At 61.6% G+C, this 15,084-nt stretch carries 23 protein-coding genes; all 23 read left to right on the plus strand.

The genetic code is table 11. From position 1 onward, the window contains the following. The first annotated feature begins 92 nt into the window (after nt 1–92). The 23 genes from O8I58_RS18440 (at nt 93) to O8I58_RS18550 (ending at nt 15,077) form a co-directional block, all read left to right on the plus strand. Nucleotides 93–545 (plus strand): DNA methyltransferase, encoded by a 453-nt coding sequence (locus O8I58_RS18440; RefSeq protein ID WP_298319335.1) that lies wholly within the window; start codon nt 93–95, stop codon nt 543–545. A 35-nt stretch (nt 546–580) separates the two neighbouring features. Beyond that, nucleotides 581–1,117 carry a hypothetical protein gene (locus tag O8I58_RS18445; RefSeq protein ID WP_298319337.1) on the plus strand — a complete coding sequence of 179 codons (537 nt, stop codon included), beginning with the start codon at nt 581–583 and terminating at the stop codon, nt 1,115–1,117. Next, the gene (locus O8I58_RS18450) at nt 1,114–1,290 is read left to right on the plus strand and encodes a hypothetical protein (RefSeq protein WP_298319339.1); all 177 of its coding nucleotides are present in this window, start codon (nt 1,114–1,116) and stop codon (nt 1,288–1,290) included. The genes O8I58_RS18445 and O8I58_RS18450 overlap by 4 nt, the downstream gene beginning before the upstream one ends. After that, entirely contained in the window at nt 1,287–1,721 is a 435-nt protein-coding gene (locus O8I58_RS18455) for a hypothetical protein (protein ID WP_298319341.1), read from the plus strand. Before O8I58_RS18450 ends, O8I58_RS18455 begins: the two co-directional genes overlap by 4 nt. Continuing rightward, nucleotides 1,718–2,089: a Ref family recombination enhancement nuclease gene (locus tag O8I58_RS18460; RefSeq protein WP_298319342.1), complete on the plus strand. Its 372-nt coding sequence runs from the start codon at nt 1,718–1,720 to the stop codon at nt 2,087–2,089. Before O8I58_RS18455 ends, O8I58_RS18460 begins: the two co-directional genes overlap by 4 nt. Beyond that, a complete protein-coding gene (locus tag O8I58_RS18465; protein WP_298319344.1) occupies nt 2,086–2,457 on the plus strand; it encodes a RusA family crossover junction endodeoxyribonuclease in 372 nt (123 codons plus the stop codon). The genes O8I58_RS18460 and O8I58_RS18465 overlap by 4 nt, the downstream gene beginning before the upstream one ends. Before the next feature lie 179 nt (nt 2,458–2,636). Then, a complete protein-coding gene (locus O8I58_RS18470) occupies nt 2,637–2,840 on the plus strand; it encodes a hypothetical protein (RefSeq protein WP_298319346.1) in 204 nt (67 codons plus the stop codon). Then, nucleotides 2,833–3,285 carry a hypothetical protein gene (locus tag O8I58_RS18475; RefSeq protein ID WP_298319348.1) on the plus strand — a complete coding sequence of 151 codons (453 nt, stop codon included), beginning with the start codon at nt 2,833–2,835 and terminating at the stop codon, nt 3,283–3,285. The genes O8I58_RS18470 and O8I58_RS18475 overlap by 8 nt, the downstream gene beginning before the upstream one ends. 234 nt (nt 3,286–3,519) lie before the next feature. Further along, nucleotides 3,520–3,963: a lysozyme gene (locus O8I58_RS18480; protein WP_298319352.1), complete on the plus strand. Its 444-nt coding sequence runs from the start codon at nt 3,520–3,522 to the stop codon at nt 3,961–3,963. Beyond that, nucleotides 3,963–4,283: a hypothetical protein gene (locus tag O8I58_RS18485; RefSeq protein WP_298319354.1), complete on the plus strand. Its 321-nt coding sequence runs from the start codon at nt 3,963–3,965 to the stop codon at nt 4,281–4,283. Before O8I58_RS18480 ends, O8I58_RS18485 begins: the two co-directional genes overlap by 1 nt. Further along, nucleotides 4,280–4,738, plus strand: coding sequence for a hypothetical protein (locus O8I58_RS18490; protein WP_298319357.1), 459 nt, complete (start codon nt 4,280–4,282; stop codon nt 4,736–4,738). The genes O8I58_RS18485 and O8I58_RS18490 overlap by 4 nt, the downstream gene beginning before the upstream one ends. Then, nucleotides 4,735–5,307: a glycosyltransferase family 9 protein gene (locus O8I58_RS18495; protein WP_298319359.1), complete on the plus strand. Its 573-nt coding sequence runs from the start codon at nt 4,735–4,737 to the stop codon at nt 5,305–5,307. The genes O8I58_RS18490 and O8I58_RS18495 overlap by 4 nt, the downstream gene beginning before the upstream one ends. Beyond that, nucleotides 5,300–6,016: a hypothetical protein gene (locus O8I58_RS18500; protein ID WP_298319361.1), complete on the plus strand. Its 717-nt coding sequence runs from the start codon at nt 5,300–5,302 to the stop codon at nt 6,014–6,016. Before O8I58_RS18495 ends, O8I58_RS18500 begins: the two co-directional genes overlap by 8 nt. Then, on the plus strand, nt 6,009–6,563 hold the full coding sequence (locus O8I58_RS18505) for a terminase small subunit-like protein (RefSeq protein WP_298319363.1): 555 nt from the start codon (nt 6,009–6,011) through the stop codon (nt 6,561–6,563). The genes O8I58_RS18500 and O8I58_RS18505 overlap by 8 nt, the downstream gene beginning before the upstream one ends. Nucleotides 6,564–6,648: 85 nt before the next feature. Continuing rightward, nucleotides 6,649–7,845, plus strand: a complete 1,197-nt coding sequence (locus O8I58_RS18510; RefSeq protein ID WP_298319365.1) for a phage terminase large subunit — start codon at nt 6,649–6,651, stop codon at nt 7,843–7,845. A 9-nt stretch (nt 7,846–7,854) separates the two neighbouring features. Continuing rightward, nucleotides 7,855–9,999 carry a portal protein gene (locus O8I58_RS18515; RefSeq protein WP_298319367.1) on the plus strand — a complete coding sequence of 715 codons (2,145 nt, stop codon included), beginning with the start codon at nt 7,855–7,857 and terminating at the stop codon, nt 9,997–9,999. A gap of 44 nt (nt 10,000–10,043) precedes the next feature. Continuing rightward, nucleotides 10,044–10,850, plus strand: a complete 807-nt coding sequence (locus O8I58_RS18520) for a hypothetical protein (RefSeq protein ID WP_298319369.1) — start codon at nt 10,044–10,046, stop codon at nt 10,848–10,850. Between the two features lie 32 nt (nt 10,851–10,882). Further along, nucleotides 10,883–12,088 carry a P22 phage major capsid protein family protein gene (locus tag O8I58_RS18525; protein WP_298319370.1) on the plus strand — a complete coding sequence of 402 codons (1,206 nt, stop codon included), beginning with the start codon at nt 10,883–10,885 and terminating at the stop codon, nt 12,086–12,088. Nucleotides 12,089–12,140: 52 nt separating this feature from the next. Then, complete coding sequence (locus tag O8I58_RS18530; RefSeq protein WP_298319372.1) at nt 12,141–12,524, plus strand: packaged DNA stabilization gp4 family protein; 384 nt, start codon at nt 12,141–12,143, stop codon at nt 12,522–12,524. Then, complete coding sequence (locus tag O8I58_RS18535) at nt 12,524–13,993, plus strand: packaged DNA stabilization protein (RefSeq protein ID WP_298319374.1); 1,470 nt, start codon at nt 12,524–12,526, stop codon at nt 13,991–13,993. The genes O8I58_RS18530 and O8I58_RS18535 overlap by 1 nt, the downstream gene beginning before the upstream one ends. Before the next feature lie 3 nt (nt 13,994–13,996). Next, on the plus strand, nt 13,997–14,458 hold the full coding sequence (locus O8I58_RS18540; protein WP_298319375.1) for a hypothetical protein: 462 nt from the start codon (nt 13,997–13,999) through the stop codon (nt 14,456–14,458). Next, nucleotides 14,455–14,859, plus strand: a complete 405-nt coding sequence (locus O8I58_RS18545; RefSeq protein WP_298319376.1) for a hypothetical protein — start codon at nt 14,455–14,457, stop codon at nt 14,857–14,859. Before O8I58_RS18540 ends, O8I58_RS18545 begins: the two co-directional genes overlap by 4 nt. A gap of 2 nt (nt 14,860–14,861) precedes the next feature. Beyond that, entirely contained in the window at nt 14,862–15,077 is a 216-nt protein-coding gene (locus O8I58_RS18550) for a hypothetical protein (RefSeq protein WP_298319377.1), read from the plus strand. Nucleotides 15,078–15,084 lie beyond the last annotated feature (7 nt).

Raw genomic sequence — 15,084 nt, forward strand, 5'->3', positions numbered from 1 at the left:
AAACGCGAACCGGCCCGGGCGGGATAGGGGGGGGGCGCTACGTGCGTGATTACGGTGACGATGGGTGGGACGACCGCCCTATTGACGATGACTTGATCCGCGCTGTCCGCGAGGCCGGGAAGTGGGCCGTGATCTTTGGCGGGAACTATTACGCCATGCCACCGGCGCGGTGCTGGCTGGTATGGGACAAGGAAAACGGCGACAACGATTTCGCCGACTGTGAGCTGGCGTGGACGAACCTGCCAAAGGCTGTTCGCCTGAAGCGTTACCTGTGGAACGGGATGCTGCGCGCGAACAAAGAGCTGCGCGGCGACCATCCGACGCAGAAGCCAATCGGTGTCATGGAGTGGGCAATCGGGCACGTCCCCGCGCCTAACCGGCTGATCCTCGACCCCTTCATGGGCAGCGGCACCACGGGCGTCGCTTGCATGAACCTGCAGCGCTCCTTCATCGGCATCGAAAGGGAGGTCAAGTACTTTGATATTGCGTGCAGGCGGATAGACGACGCACAACGTCAGTCCCGGTTGTTTGGGGGTGTGGCATGAGGGCCGTATCCCATTTGCTCCCATGTGTGAACGCGATGGCAGTTCGCGCAGAGAAGACGCAGGTTGCCAGCGTTCGCGGCCCAGTCCTTGAATCGGTAATTCCAGGCTGCGGGCCTCCCGGTTTTTCCGGCCCTGTCGATGTGGTCTATGTCGAGAACCCGGAAGTCAGGCTCTCCGCACTTCACGCAAGCGCCGCCGAGGCTTTCGATAAGAGCCATCTTCCGCTGCCAGTTTCGCGGATGTTTGTGCGCTCGGAATCCGTTGGCATTCCAGTGGTCGCGGCGGCAGTCGTCAGAGCAATAGCGGTGCTGGCATTCCTTTCCGCATCGCTCGCACGAGGCCGTGCGCTTCCATCGCGCGGCGAGATAGCAGTCCCTCCCGCAGTATTTCGCGGTGCCGTTTTTGATGCGGTAGGGGTGCGCAAGGAACGAAGTGGCGCAATGGGCGCAGCGGACTTCAACGCGGCTCTTTTTCATGTCGCGATTATAACACGCACAAACGAACCCAAGTATTTCGACATCGCCTGCCGCCGCATCGAGGACGCGCAGCGCCAGGGGAGGTTAATTGCATGACCACCCGCGACCTCCGCAAGCCAGACCCGAACCCAGGCTACCAGCGCAGCCCGACGACGGTCCGCCGAGACCGCAGCGGACAGGAAGTAATCCAGCGTGACGGGATGCTGCTGAAGGAACTGTACGACGACTACAAGCGGGCCGGTCTGAGCTGGCCGGGGGAGAGGAAGTGACTGCCATCCGAAATGAAGTCGAGCTTCAGCGCTACGTGGCCTATCTGCGCCAGCAGGCGCTGCCCTTGGAAGTCAGCAGCGGTCCGCTGAAGAGCGGTCGTACCAGCCAGCAGAACCGCTACCTGTTCGGCGTCTGCTACCCACCGATTGCCGAGGCGATGGGCTACGACGTTGATGACGTGCACGAGTACATGCTCGGCCGGCACTTCGGCTGGGTGGATAAGCCAGTGCCCAAGACGCCGCGGAATCCAGATGGCATCGAGTCCAAGCCGTTCCGGACGACCACAACCGACGAGAACGGGAAGCGGAAGCTGCTTCCGAAGGCCGACTTCGCCAAGTTCGTGGACACCGTGCACCGCATAGCCTCCCATGCCGGCGTGTTCATCGCCGAGGCGTGGATCGAGGAAGAAGCCAACAGGAGGGCAGCATGAGCCGCCGAGGCAAAGCCCCGACCTTGGCTGAGGGCCGCCGCATCGCCGAGTGCAAGGAAGGCGTCTGCATCCCATGCCTGATCTGGAAGGAGAGCGGCAAGGCGCCGGCCAACTTCTGGCCCCAGATCGGCGGGGACTACCACCACACCAAGAGCGGCAACATCCGGCGCGGACATCGGTTCGGGTTCTGCAACTGCGGCTGGCACCACCGTGGGCTGCTGGATTTCGCGTGCACCCACGACGAGATGCGCCAGCACTATGGGCCAAGCCTGATGGACGGGTCGCGCCTGTTTCACGAGACCTACGGCTCCGATGACGAGCTGATCGCGCGCCAGGACAGTCTGATCGGGTGGAGGGATGCGGCTTGAACGAACTCATCCTCCCCTGGCCAAGCAAGGATCTATCGCCAAACGCACGGGTTCACTGGGGGCAGAAGGCCAAGGCAGCAGCAGATGCGCGTGCACTGGCAAAGCTCGCTGCATGGGCAAGCGGCTGGACGCCTGCCATCAGGTTTCCCGAGGGCAGGCTGCATCTGTGGGTCGATTTCTACCCGCCGACGAGGCGTCTCCCTGACGACGACAACATGCTGAGCCGGTGCAAGGCATATCGCGACGGAATCGCTGATGCGCTGGGAATCGATGACAAGCGGTTCGTCAGCCATCCCTACGTCAAGAGTGAGCCGAGGAAGGGCGGTCAGGTCGTCGTGCGGATCACGGGTGGGCCAGATGCAGCTTAGAAACTGGCCCAGCCCGAGCATCTACGAGCCATTGCCATGGCCGGTAGAGGTTGAGGACGGACTGATGTTCTCAGAGCACAGCCAGGCACTGGAATGCGCCAATCGAGTGCGAAGCAATGGCCACGGCTGCACGGTTTGGACTTTCCCGGGCAATCGGGGCGTGTACGTGGAGATCCGGCATGCCTCTTGAATCGATGGACCACGACCGCCTGCTGATGATGGCCCGGCTCACCCAGATGGACGCCGACGCCCATCAGCAGCGCTACAGCCACAACGCACGCGGGCATCCGGGAAAGAAGCGGGCCGCACAGCTACAGGCCGAGGCGTCAGTGCTGAGGCGAGAGATCAAGCGAAGGAAACGAGAGGGGAAGGGAAATGGCTGAGATCGACACCGCGACCGAAACGGCGCGCATGCTGCTTGAGCGGTGGGGGGCTGAATTCGCTCTGCACCGCGACTGCGAGTACCTGGGCCATGCCTCACGGAACATGCTGCAGGTGCTGATCGACCACAAGGGCGAGATGCCCGGCCGGGTCACTGGCTTCAAGCCGCTTGAGTGCGACGCGGAGGCGCTGATGGTTGAACAGCTGGTGACGGCCGTGGCCAGGTCTAACAAGCCGATGGCGATCTGCCTTCGGGCCTATTACTGCGGGAGCGGGCGCCGAAAGGTTGAGCGGTACGAGACAGCCCTGATGCTATTGGCCAATGCTGGACAACCAATGGTGAAAGTGCCGGCGTACATGGACCTGGCGCGCCGGGGACTGGACAGAATTGCCGGCATGATCACGATTGCCGCCAGAGTTCCTGAAAGGATGGCCCAGGCCGCTTGACAGGTTCGACCTGCGGGCCTAAATTTATGGCACGTTGGCAGAGTTGCCGGCGCCGAAGGCTCACCCTAACCGGTGGGCCTTTCCCGTTTCTGGCTCTGTCGCTCCCCTCGTCAGTGCCGATGCCCAGGCCGGCTCCCCTCCGGCGCTGGGCGCCCTCTTCGCCCGTCACCCAGTCCGGACCAACTCTCGCGCCAAGCCGGCAGCGGGGACGGGCAATCATCGTTTGGAGTCTCCATGACCTCTGTGGCTGTCACTGCATCGCTGTGCCGGAAGTTCGAGGGATGCAAGCTCACGGCATACCCGGATCCGGCTACTGGCGGCGCGCCGTGGACTATCGGATGGGGAGCAACCGGATCCGGCATCGGCCCTGGCGTCATCTGGACCCAGGCTCAGGCCGACAACCGGCTGGAGCAGGACGTGCAGAAGTTCGTGGACAGCGTCCGGCATATGCTGACAAAGCCCGCGAATGACAACCAGCTCGGGGCCATGGCCTCGCTTGCGTACAACATCGGGCTGTCTCGCTTCTCAGGTTCGACGTTGCTGCGCCTTTTTAACGAAGGCAAGCCGGAAGCGGCTGCCAAGCAGTTCGACGTGTGGACCATGGCCGCTGGTAAGCGCATGCAGGGCCTGGTTAACCGAAGGGCTGCAGAGCGGGCCGTGTTCGAGGCGAAGCCCTAATGGACGACCCAAGCACGGCGCCCTGGTGGGCAGCTGGCGGCGCCTTCGCGTTGTGGGCTACCCGTGAAATATGGGGCGTAGTCGCGTCTCGCAAGAAAGACAGAACCGAGACCGACGCGAACATCGACTTACTCAATGGCCTGGTGCAGCGGGTGCAATCGCTTGAGGCATCGCAGGCCGCAATGGGGACCCAGCTTGCGGAAGAGATGAAGCAGCGCATGGCGGCCCAAGAAGAGGCGCACCGGCTCCGTTTGCGTGTGATGACGCTTGAGTCTGCGATGCGCTCCATCGGCGCTGTGATCCCGCAGGAGCCGGCATGATCCGCATCCTCGCCTCAATCGTCGTCGCGCTTGCCCTCCTGCTTGGCTACGCAATGTGGGCAAAGTCTCACGCGCAGGCTGAGGCCGAGAAGGCTGTGGCGGCCCAAGACCTGGCCGAAAGCACCCTGGCAGCAGTCGAGCGCGCCAGGAAATCCGAGCAGGCCAAGGCTAAGCAGCTAGAAACCATCGCAGCGCAGTACGAACAGGACAAGGCAGATGCACAAGACAAGGCTTCGACCGTTGCTGCCGGTGTTGCTGACGGGACTTTGCAGTTGCGCATGGAGTGGGCAGGTTGCGAAACCCAACGTCTGTCCGACGCTGCCGCCAGCGCCAGCCAGTCTGATGGTGGAGCCGGCGACCGAGCAGCAAGTGCGGGCCGAATTATTCGAGCAGCCGCAGCAGCAGACGCCCAAGTCCGTGGACTCCAAGCCGTAGTGAAGGCGGATCGGCAGTGATCTTCGACTTGCGTGGCGGACATCTTGGCGATGTCATGCTTGCGATGCCGGCGATGCGTGTGGGCGATGGTGTGATCGTTGCGGAACAGCACAGAATCCCCGGCCTGGATGTGACGTGGCTCGATGCTGGCAAAGGTGTTCAGTCGCGCCATGCCCCTGGGCTGCACATGACGAAGGCATGGACCCTAGCAGTAGGCAGGGAGCCGATTAAGCATCGGCTGCTGCCTCGCGAACGGAAATTACTGCTGGTCATCGCCCCTGATGTCGATGCGAAAGAGAGGCAGTGGGACAAGTGGGGCGCACTCCGCAATGCACTGCCCGGTGCGGTGTGGATCACAGGCCGCGTAAGCAGGCGCATGTGGATGTGGGTACTCAACGCAGCGCATACCGTGATCTGCCCAGATACGGGAACTGCGCACATGGCTGATGCATTGGGGGCGCGTGTGATCGGGCTCTACGGGCGGACATTCCAGCAGTACGCCCCGACATGGGATTCGTCTCACTGCATCGCCCGAGATCGTGTTACTGACATTTGCGTCGAAGACGTACTAGAGAGGCTGCATGTCTAATCTGCTCAGTACGCCGGGGCTATGGACGGACTACGCCGGGGCAACGCCGCCGAGTTATTGGACGGGAAGCGCGTACAGCTTCGTAACGACTGAGGCTGGTGGCGCGTATCACTTCCAGCTGGCCCTGGCGGGGAGCCCAGACAGCTCAGACACGTTTGAGGCGACGGTCATATGGGATTTGCCGGATGTGTACGAGGGAACCTACGGGTGGTTCCTCAACTATGTGTCTAACGGAGCTGTCGTAGAGAGCCTGACTCTCTCGCCAGCCACTGGATCGGCAACGCTGAACATCACGGCGGTCGCCGGGTACTTCGTCCTAGCGCATTACGCGGACGGAACATTCGCGTCGGATGTCCAATACACATCGTCATTCCTGACGATCACGCCGGCTGCGGATGTGGTCGCGCCGCCCCCGACTGGTGGGCGCCACATCCCCCAGCAGAAAACGCTCTACCTGGCTGAAGGCGAGACACGGATTGTCGAGCAGAAGTGGGCAGGAGAGTGCGAAGAGCGCAATACGGACGTTGCATCTTCGGAATGGTCCGCCACGGATGGCGGGCTGCTTACCGGCGCGTCGCTTTCAGGGACGAAGGCGACCGTCATCTATTCGCCGGCAGGGCATCGCGCCGTGCTGACAAATACAGTCGTCCTGGACAATGGGGAGACCCTGAAGGCCTGGCGATGGGTCGAGGTTGAGCGTCATGGATGAGCAAGGGGCCAAGGAAGGCCCACGGCCCGGGCGACCGAGCGTCTACAGCGATGAGCTGCTGGAGCGCATCTGTGACGAGCTTTCAAAAGGGACGCCTCTAACTCAGATTTGCCGGAACCTGTCTGGTGATGGGGTCGCGCTCGCTACTCGCACCGTTCGTGACTGGTGTGGAGAGCGGGGTGAGGACGACAAGCTGACTGAGCGGGCCGCGCACGTTTCCGCCTGCATCGCGCGCGCGAGGGAATTGGGCGAAGAGGCGCTGGCCGAAGAATGCCTAGAGATCGCCGACGACTCCCGAAACGATTGGATGGAGCGAGCAGCGGAGAAGGGTGATGAGGTCGCGCTTCAGTTCAATGGAGAACACGTCCAGCGCTCGAAGCTGCGTATCGACACCCGCCTGAAGCTCCTGGCGAAGTTCAACCCGAAGCGCTGGGGTGACAAGTCTGCTGTTGAGCTGACTGGCGCCAATGGTGGGCCGGTCGCGACAGTGACGCGGATTGAGCTGGTGGACTTGAGTGGCGACGGCACAGATAGCGCTGCCGCCTAAGCTCCGTCCGGTATTCTCTGGCCGGGCTGACGTACGGGGTGCATACGGCGGGCGTGGATCTGGAAAGACCCGCAGCTTCGCAAAGATGGCCGCGGTCCGGGGCTACATGCATGGCATGCAGGGCACGTCGGGGCAGCTGCTTTGCGCTCGGCAGTTCATGAACTCACTGGCCGATTCGTCGCTGGAAGAGATCAAGCGAGCAATTGAAGATGAGCCGTTCCTCGCGGCGTACTACGAGATCGGCGAGACCTTCATTCGCAGCCGTGACCGGCGCATCTGGTTTGCGTTCGCCGGACTGGATCGGAACATCGGGTCAATCAAGTCCAAGGGCCGCATCTTGTTGTGCTGGGTCGATGAGGCCGAGCCGGTGCCGGATGAATCCTGGTCGATCCTGATCCCGACGCTCCGCGAAGAAGGCGAGAGTTGGAACGCTGAGCTTTGGGTAACGTGGAACCCAGGGCGCAAGACTGCACCGGTGGAATCGCGGTTCCGTAGTTCCACTGACGCGTTAGTGAAGGTTGTCGAGCTGAACTGGCGGGATAACCCCAAGTTCCCAGGGAAGCTGGAGCGTGAGCGGCAGCGCGACAAGGCGGATCGCCCGGACCAGTACGACCACATTTGGGAGGGCGGCTACAAAACGGCGTTGACGGGCGCTTACTACGCCGAGGCGCTACTGAAGGCAAAGCAGGACGCGCGCATTGGCAGGCTGTCTGCGGATCCTCTGATGACGCTGCGCTCCTGGTGGGACATCGGCGGCACAGGTGCCAAGGCAGACGCCTGCGCGATCTGGGTGGGGCAGTACATCGGGCATGAGGTCCGTGTGCTGGACTACTACGAGAAGCGCGGGCAACCGCTGGCGGCTCACATTGAGTGGCTGCGGGATAACGGATACAGCAAGGCCATGTGCGTTCTGCCGCATGACGGGGCTGCGCACGACAAGGTCTACCAGGTGAGCTACGAAAGCTCGTTGAGGGCGGCTGGTTTCGATGTACGGGTCATTCCGAACATGGGTGCGGGCGCTGCGAGCAGGCGAGTGGAAGCAGCCCGGCGCCTGTTTCCGTCGATCTGGTTCAACGAGGACAAGACATCGGGTGGGCGCGATGCGCTCGGCTGGTATCACGCAAAGACTGACGAGAAGCGCGGCATTGACCTTGGGCCGGAACACGACTGGGCGAGCCATGGCGCTGACGCCTTCGGGTTGATGGCTATTGATCACACCGACTGGTCGCCCGCGCCAGCCGTGACATTCGACGTGTCCGACTTCGCGTCGGAGTACGCATAAGGATCAAGGATGGATGACAGCAATGCTGCCAAGGATGGCGGCAACCTAGACATGCAACTGATGCGCGAACGGTACGAGTCCGCGACGGATGCCGAGGGCGACAATCGAGACAAGGCGCTATCTGACCTGCGGTTTGTGTCCGTGCCTGGCGAGGCGTGGGACGAGCATCAGCGCAAGCAACGCCGTGGTCGCCCGTGCTACGAGATGCCGATCCTGCGCAGCCATTGGCGCCAGGTCGTCAACGATCAGAAGAAGGCGCGGCCGGGCATCAAGGTTCGGGCGCAGCGTGACGCCGAGGCCAAGGACGCAGACCTGCGCGCTGGGCTGATCCGCAATATCGAGGCCATCTCGAACGCTGAGAACGCATACGACGGCGCATTCGAGCTACTGACCGCTGGCGGGTTCGGCGCCTGGCGCGTCAAGACTGAATACAGCGATGACGACGCATGGGAGCTTGATCTACAGATTTCCCCCATCGCTGACGCCATCGCTACCGTCTGGCTGGATCCTTCCCACAAGGACCCGACTGGCGCGGATGCCGAGTGGTGCTTTGTCGAAGAGTTTGTGTCGAAGGAAGAGTTCAAGCGTCGCTGGCCCAATGCGCGCGAGCTGGATTTCGAGTCAGCCGGCAGCCAAGGATGCGCGGGATGGTTTGCAAACGACGGCATCCGCATCGCCGAGTATTACCGCGTCGAGCGCTACAAGCGCCAGATTTGCCTGTTGACTGACGGCCGCAGCGTCGATTACGACGAAGTGAAAGACGCGCTGGATGAGATGGCTCAGAGCGGCATCACGATCCAGACAGATGCGTCCGGCAAGCCAATGATCAGGCAGGCCGAAGGCAAGCGCGTCGTGATGTCCATCGTGTCCGGCGTCGATGAGCTTGAAGGGCCGTATGAGACGGTATTCACTCGCATCCCGATCATTACGGTCTATGCAAACCGCAAGCTGATCGAGGGCAAGTGGCACTGGTGCGGCATGGTCCGTTTCAGTCGAGACCCGCAGAAGCTGGTGAACTACAACTTCACCACGGCTCAGGAGCTGCTGGCAAAGCAGCCCAAGGCGCCGTATCTAGTTACGCCGAAGATGCTGGAAGGTGCTGGCGTCAAAAAGATGTGGGACAAGTCCAACGCGATGGACGCGCCCTACTTGCCGTACACGCCAGACCCGGCTGCCCCCAATAGTGCTCCAACGCGGCAGCCCGGGCCTGAGATGCCCGCCGCGTTCACTGCGATGTCGCAGATGGCCGTGGACATGCTCAAGGCATCGGACGGCATCTATGACGCAAGCGTGGGCGCGCGATCCAACGAGACCAGCGGAAGGGCGATCCTGGCGCGGCAGCAGGAAGGCGATACCGCGACGTTCGACTATCAGGATGCACTCAATAAGGGGATTCAGGCGACCGGCCGGATTCTCGGTGATGCGTTGCCGAAGGTGTACGACACGCCGCGCCAGGTCCGCATCATGGGGCGAGACGGCAGCGATCAGTTCGTGCAGCTTTATGAAGAGGTGCGTGATCAGCAGACAGGCCGAGTGATCAAGGTCAATGACTTGTCAAAGGGCAAGTACGACTACGCCGTTACGACTGGGCCGAGCTATGACACGCAGCGCATGGAGTTTGTCGATGCGCTTGTGCAGCTTGGGCAGGGGAATCCGATGGTGGCCCAGTCCGTGCCTGATCTGATCGTGGGATCCATGGACTTCCCGAAGGCCGACGAAGCGGCCGAGCGGCTCAAGCTGCTGCTGCCGGCGCCGGTGCAACAGGCATTGGCCCAGAAAGACCAATCCCCAGCTGTCGTGCAGCTTCAGAGCCAAATGCAGCAGATGCAGCAGCAGGCCCAGCAGCAGCTGTCCGAGCTTCAGCAGCAGCTGCAGCAGGCGCAGGCCAAGGCAAGTAGCAAGGTGGCGGAAGAGCTGAAGGTTGCCATTGCCCAAGAGCAGCTGCGCATCGACTGGTACGAAGCTGAAACGGCACGGCTTGCGGTGTTCCAGAAAGATGCGGCGGCCGCCGCCCAGGTAAATCGTGATGCGGCGGCGCTGCTGGACCAGCAGATCCAGGCCGAGGCGGGGCGGCAGCACGACATCGGGATGGCTCACCTGGCGCAGCAACAAGTGCAGGACAACAGCGGCGAAGGCCAGGCCGAAACCGTTTAACCGCACCGGACGGTATCCGGGCTATTCGTCAAGGATGACGCGCAATGAGTGATTTGGAGAACGCCCAGACGGGCGCAGAGGTCGTGCCTGCTGAAAACACCGAAGCGGTGGAGCGGCAGCAGGTAGAAGGTTCGGAAGCGACCGCCGAGCAGGTTGAGCAACCCCAGGCGCAAGAGCAGCCCCGAGATGAAAAGGGCCGCTATGTGCCTCAGGAGCGGCTCAACGAAGTAACGAAGGCAAGGCGTACCGCCGAGCGGGAACGGGATGCGTACAGGGCTGAGCTGGAGCAAGTCCGCCAGCAGCGCCCAGTGCCTCCGCCGCAAGCCGATGCGCCACCTGCGCTGGAATCATTCGACTTTGACATGCAGAAGTGGCAGCAGGCCACGGCGAAGTATTACGCCGACGCAGCAGCCAAGGGCATGGACAGTCGATACCGCGAGGAAGAGCAGCAGCGAAGCAGGCAGGAATCCGTCAAACAGTTCGAGCGCAAGGCCAAGGAATTCATGGCCTCAGCCCCGGACTATGAGGATCGGGTTCAGGAGCTGGACGGAGCTATCCAGTTCGCCCCGGAAGTGATCGACGTGATCGCAACAAGCGACCACGGTCCGGCGCTGGCTTATCACCTTGCGACCCATCTTGATGAGGCAGACCGCATCTCGCGGTTGAGTCCGCATCTCGCCGCACTCCAGCTCGGTCGCCTCGAAGCGCAGATCAGCGCGCCGAAACAAAAACCCGTCACGCAAGCCCCTCCGCCGACGCCTTCATTGTCGGGTGGAAGTGCCGCGCCCCGAGGGATTCGGGAAGGCATGACCTACGAGCAATACAAGGCCGCACGGATGGGCGGCAAGTAACCAATCTCACCTAACTGCAAGGACGCAGACAAATGGCAAACACTCTCATCACTCCGGACATCATCGCGAAAGAGGCGCTGATGCAGCTGGAAAACAACCTCGTCATGGGCAAGCTGGTCCATCGTGAGTACCGCTCCGAGTTCAAGGGCGGCCAGGGCGATTCGATCAGTATCCGTAAGCCGGTCAAGTTCGTCGCATCCGATGGCGCCACCCGCGTCAATCAGGACGTTCAGGAGGCAAAGACCACATTCACCATCGACAAGCGCAAGCACGTCTCGTGGAAGTTCAGCACCGAAGATCTGACCCTGAGTGTCGAGCAGTATTCGGAGCGCTACATCCGCCCCGCGATGATCGCCCTGTCGAATCAGGTCGATTCGGACCTGACCGCGCTGTACAAGGGCATTTTCCAGAACGTAGGCACCGCTGGAACCGCGCCCAGTACCTTCATCAACTTCGGTGAAGCGTCCATGCGCCTGGATAACTCGGCCGTCCCGACCGAAGACCGGCGACTGGTCCTGAACCCGCGTGCCCATCTGTATGCGGCCGACCTGTTGAAGGGTTTGTACAACCCCGAACTGGTCAAGGGCGCGGTGCGTGGCATCTCCGTTGGCCCGCTGGCCGGCTTTGAGACGTACATGGACCAGAACGTTAAGAAGCACACTGCGGGAACATGGTCCGCCGCTGGCGGTGCGGTGAATGGTGCAAGTCAGAACGTCACCTATGCCAATGCCGTCAACACCTACGGCAGCACTTCGCAGACGCTGGTGGTCGATGGCCTGAGTACCAATACTGTGCTGGCTGGTGACAAGTTCACCATTGCGGGCGTGTATGCGGTCAATCCGGTGAGCAAGGAGACGCTGGACTTCCTTCAGGAGTTCGTCGTTCTGACCGACGCTACCGTAGCCACTGGCGCAGCTTCGCTGACCATCTCTCCGGCCATCATCATTGACGGCGCGTTCCAGACCGTCAGCGCTGCACCGGCAGATAACGCGGTCATCACGGTCTCGGCCTCGTATGCCGCCAATCTGGCATTCCACAAGAATGCCTTTGGCTTGGTCACCGTGCCACTGGCCCTGCCGGATGGTGCTGCGTTCAAGGCTCGGGAGTCGGCCAACGGCTATTCGGTTCGTGTCGTGAAGGACTACGACATTGACTCCGATGATGACGTGATCCGCCTGGACATCATGTATGGCGTGAAGACGTTGTACCCGGAGCTGGCCTGCGTGCTGAAGGGCTGATGCACAAGGAGGCCGGGGAAGCTCGGCCTCCTTCTCTTTAGAGGGGTCACGGATGACCATTACCGCAACTAGCCTTGTCAGGCGCTCCCTGCGGCTGATCGGCGCGCTGGATGCCAGCGAGAGCCCGACAGCAGAGGACATGACAGACGCAATTGACACGCTGCAGGCGTTGTTTGCAGAACTGCGTGGCTCGGACATCATGATCCCCGATTACGCAGTGGATGGCCCGGATGACGAGCTGAGCATCGACCTGGCGGATCGTGAGGCCATCGCGGCCCAACTAGCATTGCGCTTGGCGCCCGAGTATGGGCTGAGCTTGTCTGCTGAGGCTGCAGCTGCTGCGCGTGAGTCATGGACGCGCTTCATGCATCGCTACTTCCAGGCTGGAAAGACTGACTTCAGCGAGCTACCGATTGCCGCTGGGCGGTGCCGCTGATGCCCGCCAGCCAATTCCCCATCGTTGACGGCTTTTACAGCGTCGCGCCGTGGTCGGCTGAGGATACGGTCAACTGGCTTCCGGTCCCGGCTGAAAGCGCGGGCGCACGGACACAGTTCAAGCTGCGCACGCCGCCAGGACTGAAGCTGTTTGCAACGATTGATAGTGGCCCGATCCGTGGATGGGTGAACGTCAATGGCACGGCCTATGTCGTGAGCAATCGGTCGCTGTACAAGATGGCATCGGACGGCACGGCTACGAAGCTGGGCACGGTTCCAGGGACCGGGCTGGTGTCGATGACTTATGGCCTGGCCGACACCGGCTATCAAGTCGTCGTGGTCAATGGAACGGTTGGCTACCTGTACGACTCGGGGGCCAAGACGTTCAAGCGCATTTCGGACTCGGCGTTTCCGGGCGGGTCGGTGATCGACTACATCAACGGCTATTTCATAGGGATTGAGCCGTCCAAGCGCTACTTCTTCATCTCCACCGCTGGCGATGCTGCGACGTATGACAGCACCGACCGATTCCAGGCCGAAGGCGCACCAGATCGTTTGGTGACGCTGAAGGTGTTCAACAACGAGGTGTGGCTATTCGGCCAGCGCACTATCGAAGTGTGGGGCGCAACTGGCGATAGCACTGCCAAGTTCGCCAGGCAGAACAACACGGTGCTTGACGTTGGCTGCGCATCGGCCAATGGCGTGGCGAAGGTCGATAACGGCATCTTCTGGCTGGGGGATGACGGATCGATCTACCGGAACAACGGCTATGGCCAGCAGCGCATCTCCAATGACGGCATTGAACAGGCCATCTCCGGGTGTGCATGGTCTAGCGCGGTAGCATTCTCATGGTCCAGCAAGGGCCATAAGGTCGTCTACTGGTCATTTCCCGATGGGCAGACCTTCGGCTATGACTGCTGGACGCAGAAGTGGCATCGCCGGCAGACCTTCGGGCTTGAACGCTGGCGTATTCAAAACTCGCTCTACTGGAACGGCCAGTGGCTTGTGGGCGACATCACCAGCGGCAACATCTACACGCTGGATTGGGACACCTACAGCGAGAACGGCAAGCCGCTGATCAGTTCGCGCACGAGCGGCGTGATCCAGGCCGATGGCGACTACCTCACCGTTGATGGGGTCGAGCTGTACTTCGACACCGGCCACGCCGGATCCACTGTTGCCCAGTGGCTGGCTACGGAATCCGGCGATTGGCTGGTCACCGAAGACGGTGATTACCTGCTGGTGAGTGGCAGTGACACGGCTGAGGCCACGGTGCAGCTGTCCTACTCGGACGACTGGGGCCGCAACTTCACCAACATCCGGTACGCCGACCTAGGCGCCATCGGCGAATACAGAAAGCGCGTGCGCTTCCACAGGATGGGCCGAACGCGCGGCCGGATCTATCGCATCCAAGTGTCCAGCCCCTGCCAGCACGACTTGCTTGGCGGCACGATCAACATTACGAGGTGAGTCATGGCTGATGCCATTGCAATCAGCGCGCTGACCAGTGTCAGCGGCCTGGACGGGACTGAATACTTTCCGGTGGTCAAGGATTCGGTGACGCAGAAGGCGACGCCCGCGCAGATCGTGGAGCTTTTCACTGTTCCCGCGCTCTACAAGACGATCACGGCTGCGGCAGCTACCACGCGCACCGCATCCAATGACGATGCCTGGAAGTACATCCGCTTCACCGCGACCCTGGCGAAGACCTACGATTTCCTGGAAACAGCGTCGCTGACGGCTGGCTATGAGTGGGAGGTCAAGAACGCTTCGACCAACTCAACCCTGACCATCGCCAGCAGCGACAGCAGCGTGACCATCAACAGGCCGGACGGAAAAGCCGCCATCGTGCCGATTGGTGGGCACATCTGGGTCAAGGTGATCAGCACCACCCAGATCGACATTTACGGCGACCTACAGGACAGCGTCGCATGAGTGGCGATCTAGCCCAGCTCACCAGCCTGGAATCGGTCCTGGCACTTCAGGACCGGATGCTGTCGCTCCCGCAGATCGAATGCCCGCTTCAGCACTACTACGCATGGGGCCAGTACGGGCGCGAGATGCGGATGCAGGCCGGCGATTTGATCGTGGGAAAGGCTCATCGCTATTCCACCCTGAACATCCTGCTGGAAGGCCAGATCGGCATCGGTATGCCGGGCCAGGAGCCTGCCCTGATGCAGGCCCCGTGTGTGTTTGTGTCTGAGCCTGAGTGTAAGAAAGTGATGATCGCCGTCACCGACGTGCGCTTCATGACGGTGCACCCGACCAAGCTGACTGACCCGGCTGAGATCGAAGCCAAATTCATCATCAACGAGCATCTGACGCCGGGAGTGTAGGCATGACCTTTATCGCAGTTGGTATTGGCGCGGCCGTTGCAGTCGGCAGTGCCGCATACGCCGGGCAGCAGCAGAAGAAAGCGCAATCGCAGGCCTTGGCCGCGCAGGAGAACGCCTACGGGCAACAGCAGTCACTCCTGTCGCCGTACAGCGACGCAGGCAAGACCGCGCTTACCCAGTTGGCCGCACTCAACGCCGGTAACTACTCCGGGGTTTGAAAGTAGC

Origin of the sequence: Pseudoxanthomonas sp. (genome assembly GCF_027498035.1) — a bacterium.
In the GTDB taxonomy this organism is placed as follows: domain Bacteria; phylum Pseudomonadota; class Gammaproteobacteria; order Xanthomonadales; family Xanthomonadaceae; genus Pseudoxanthomonas_A.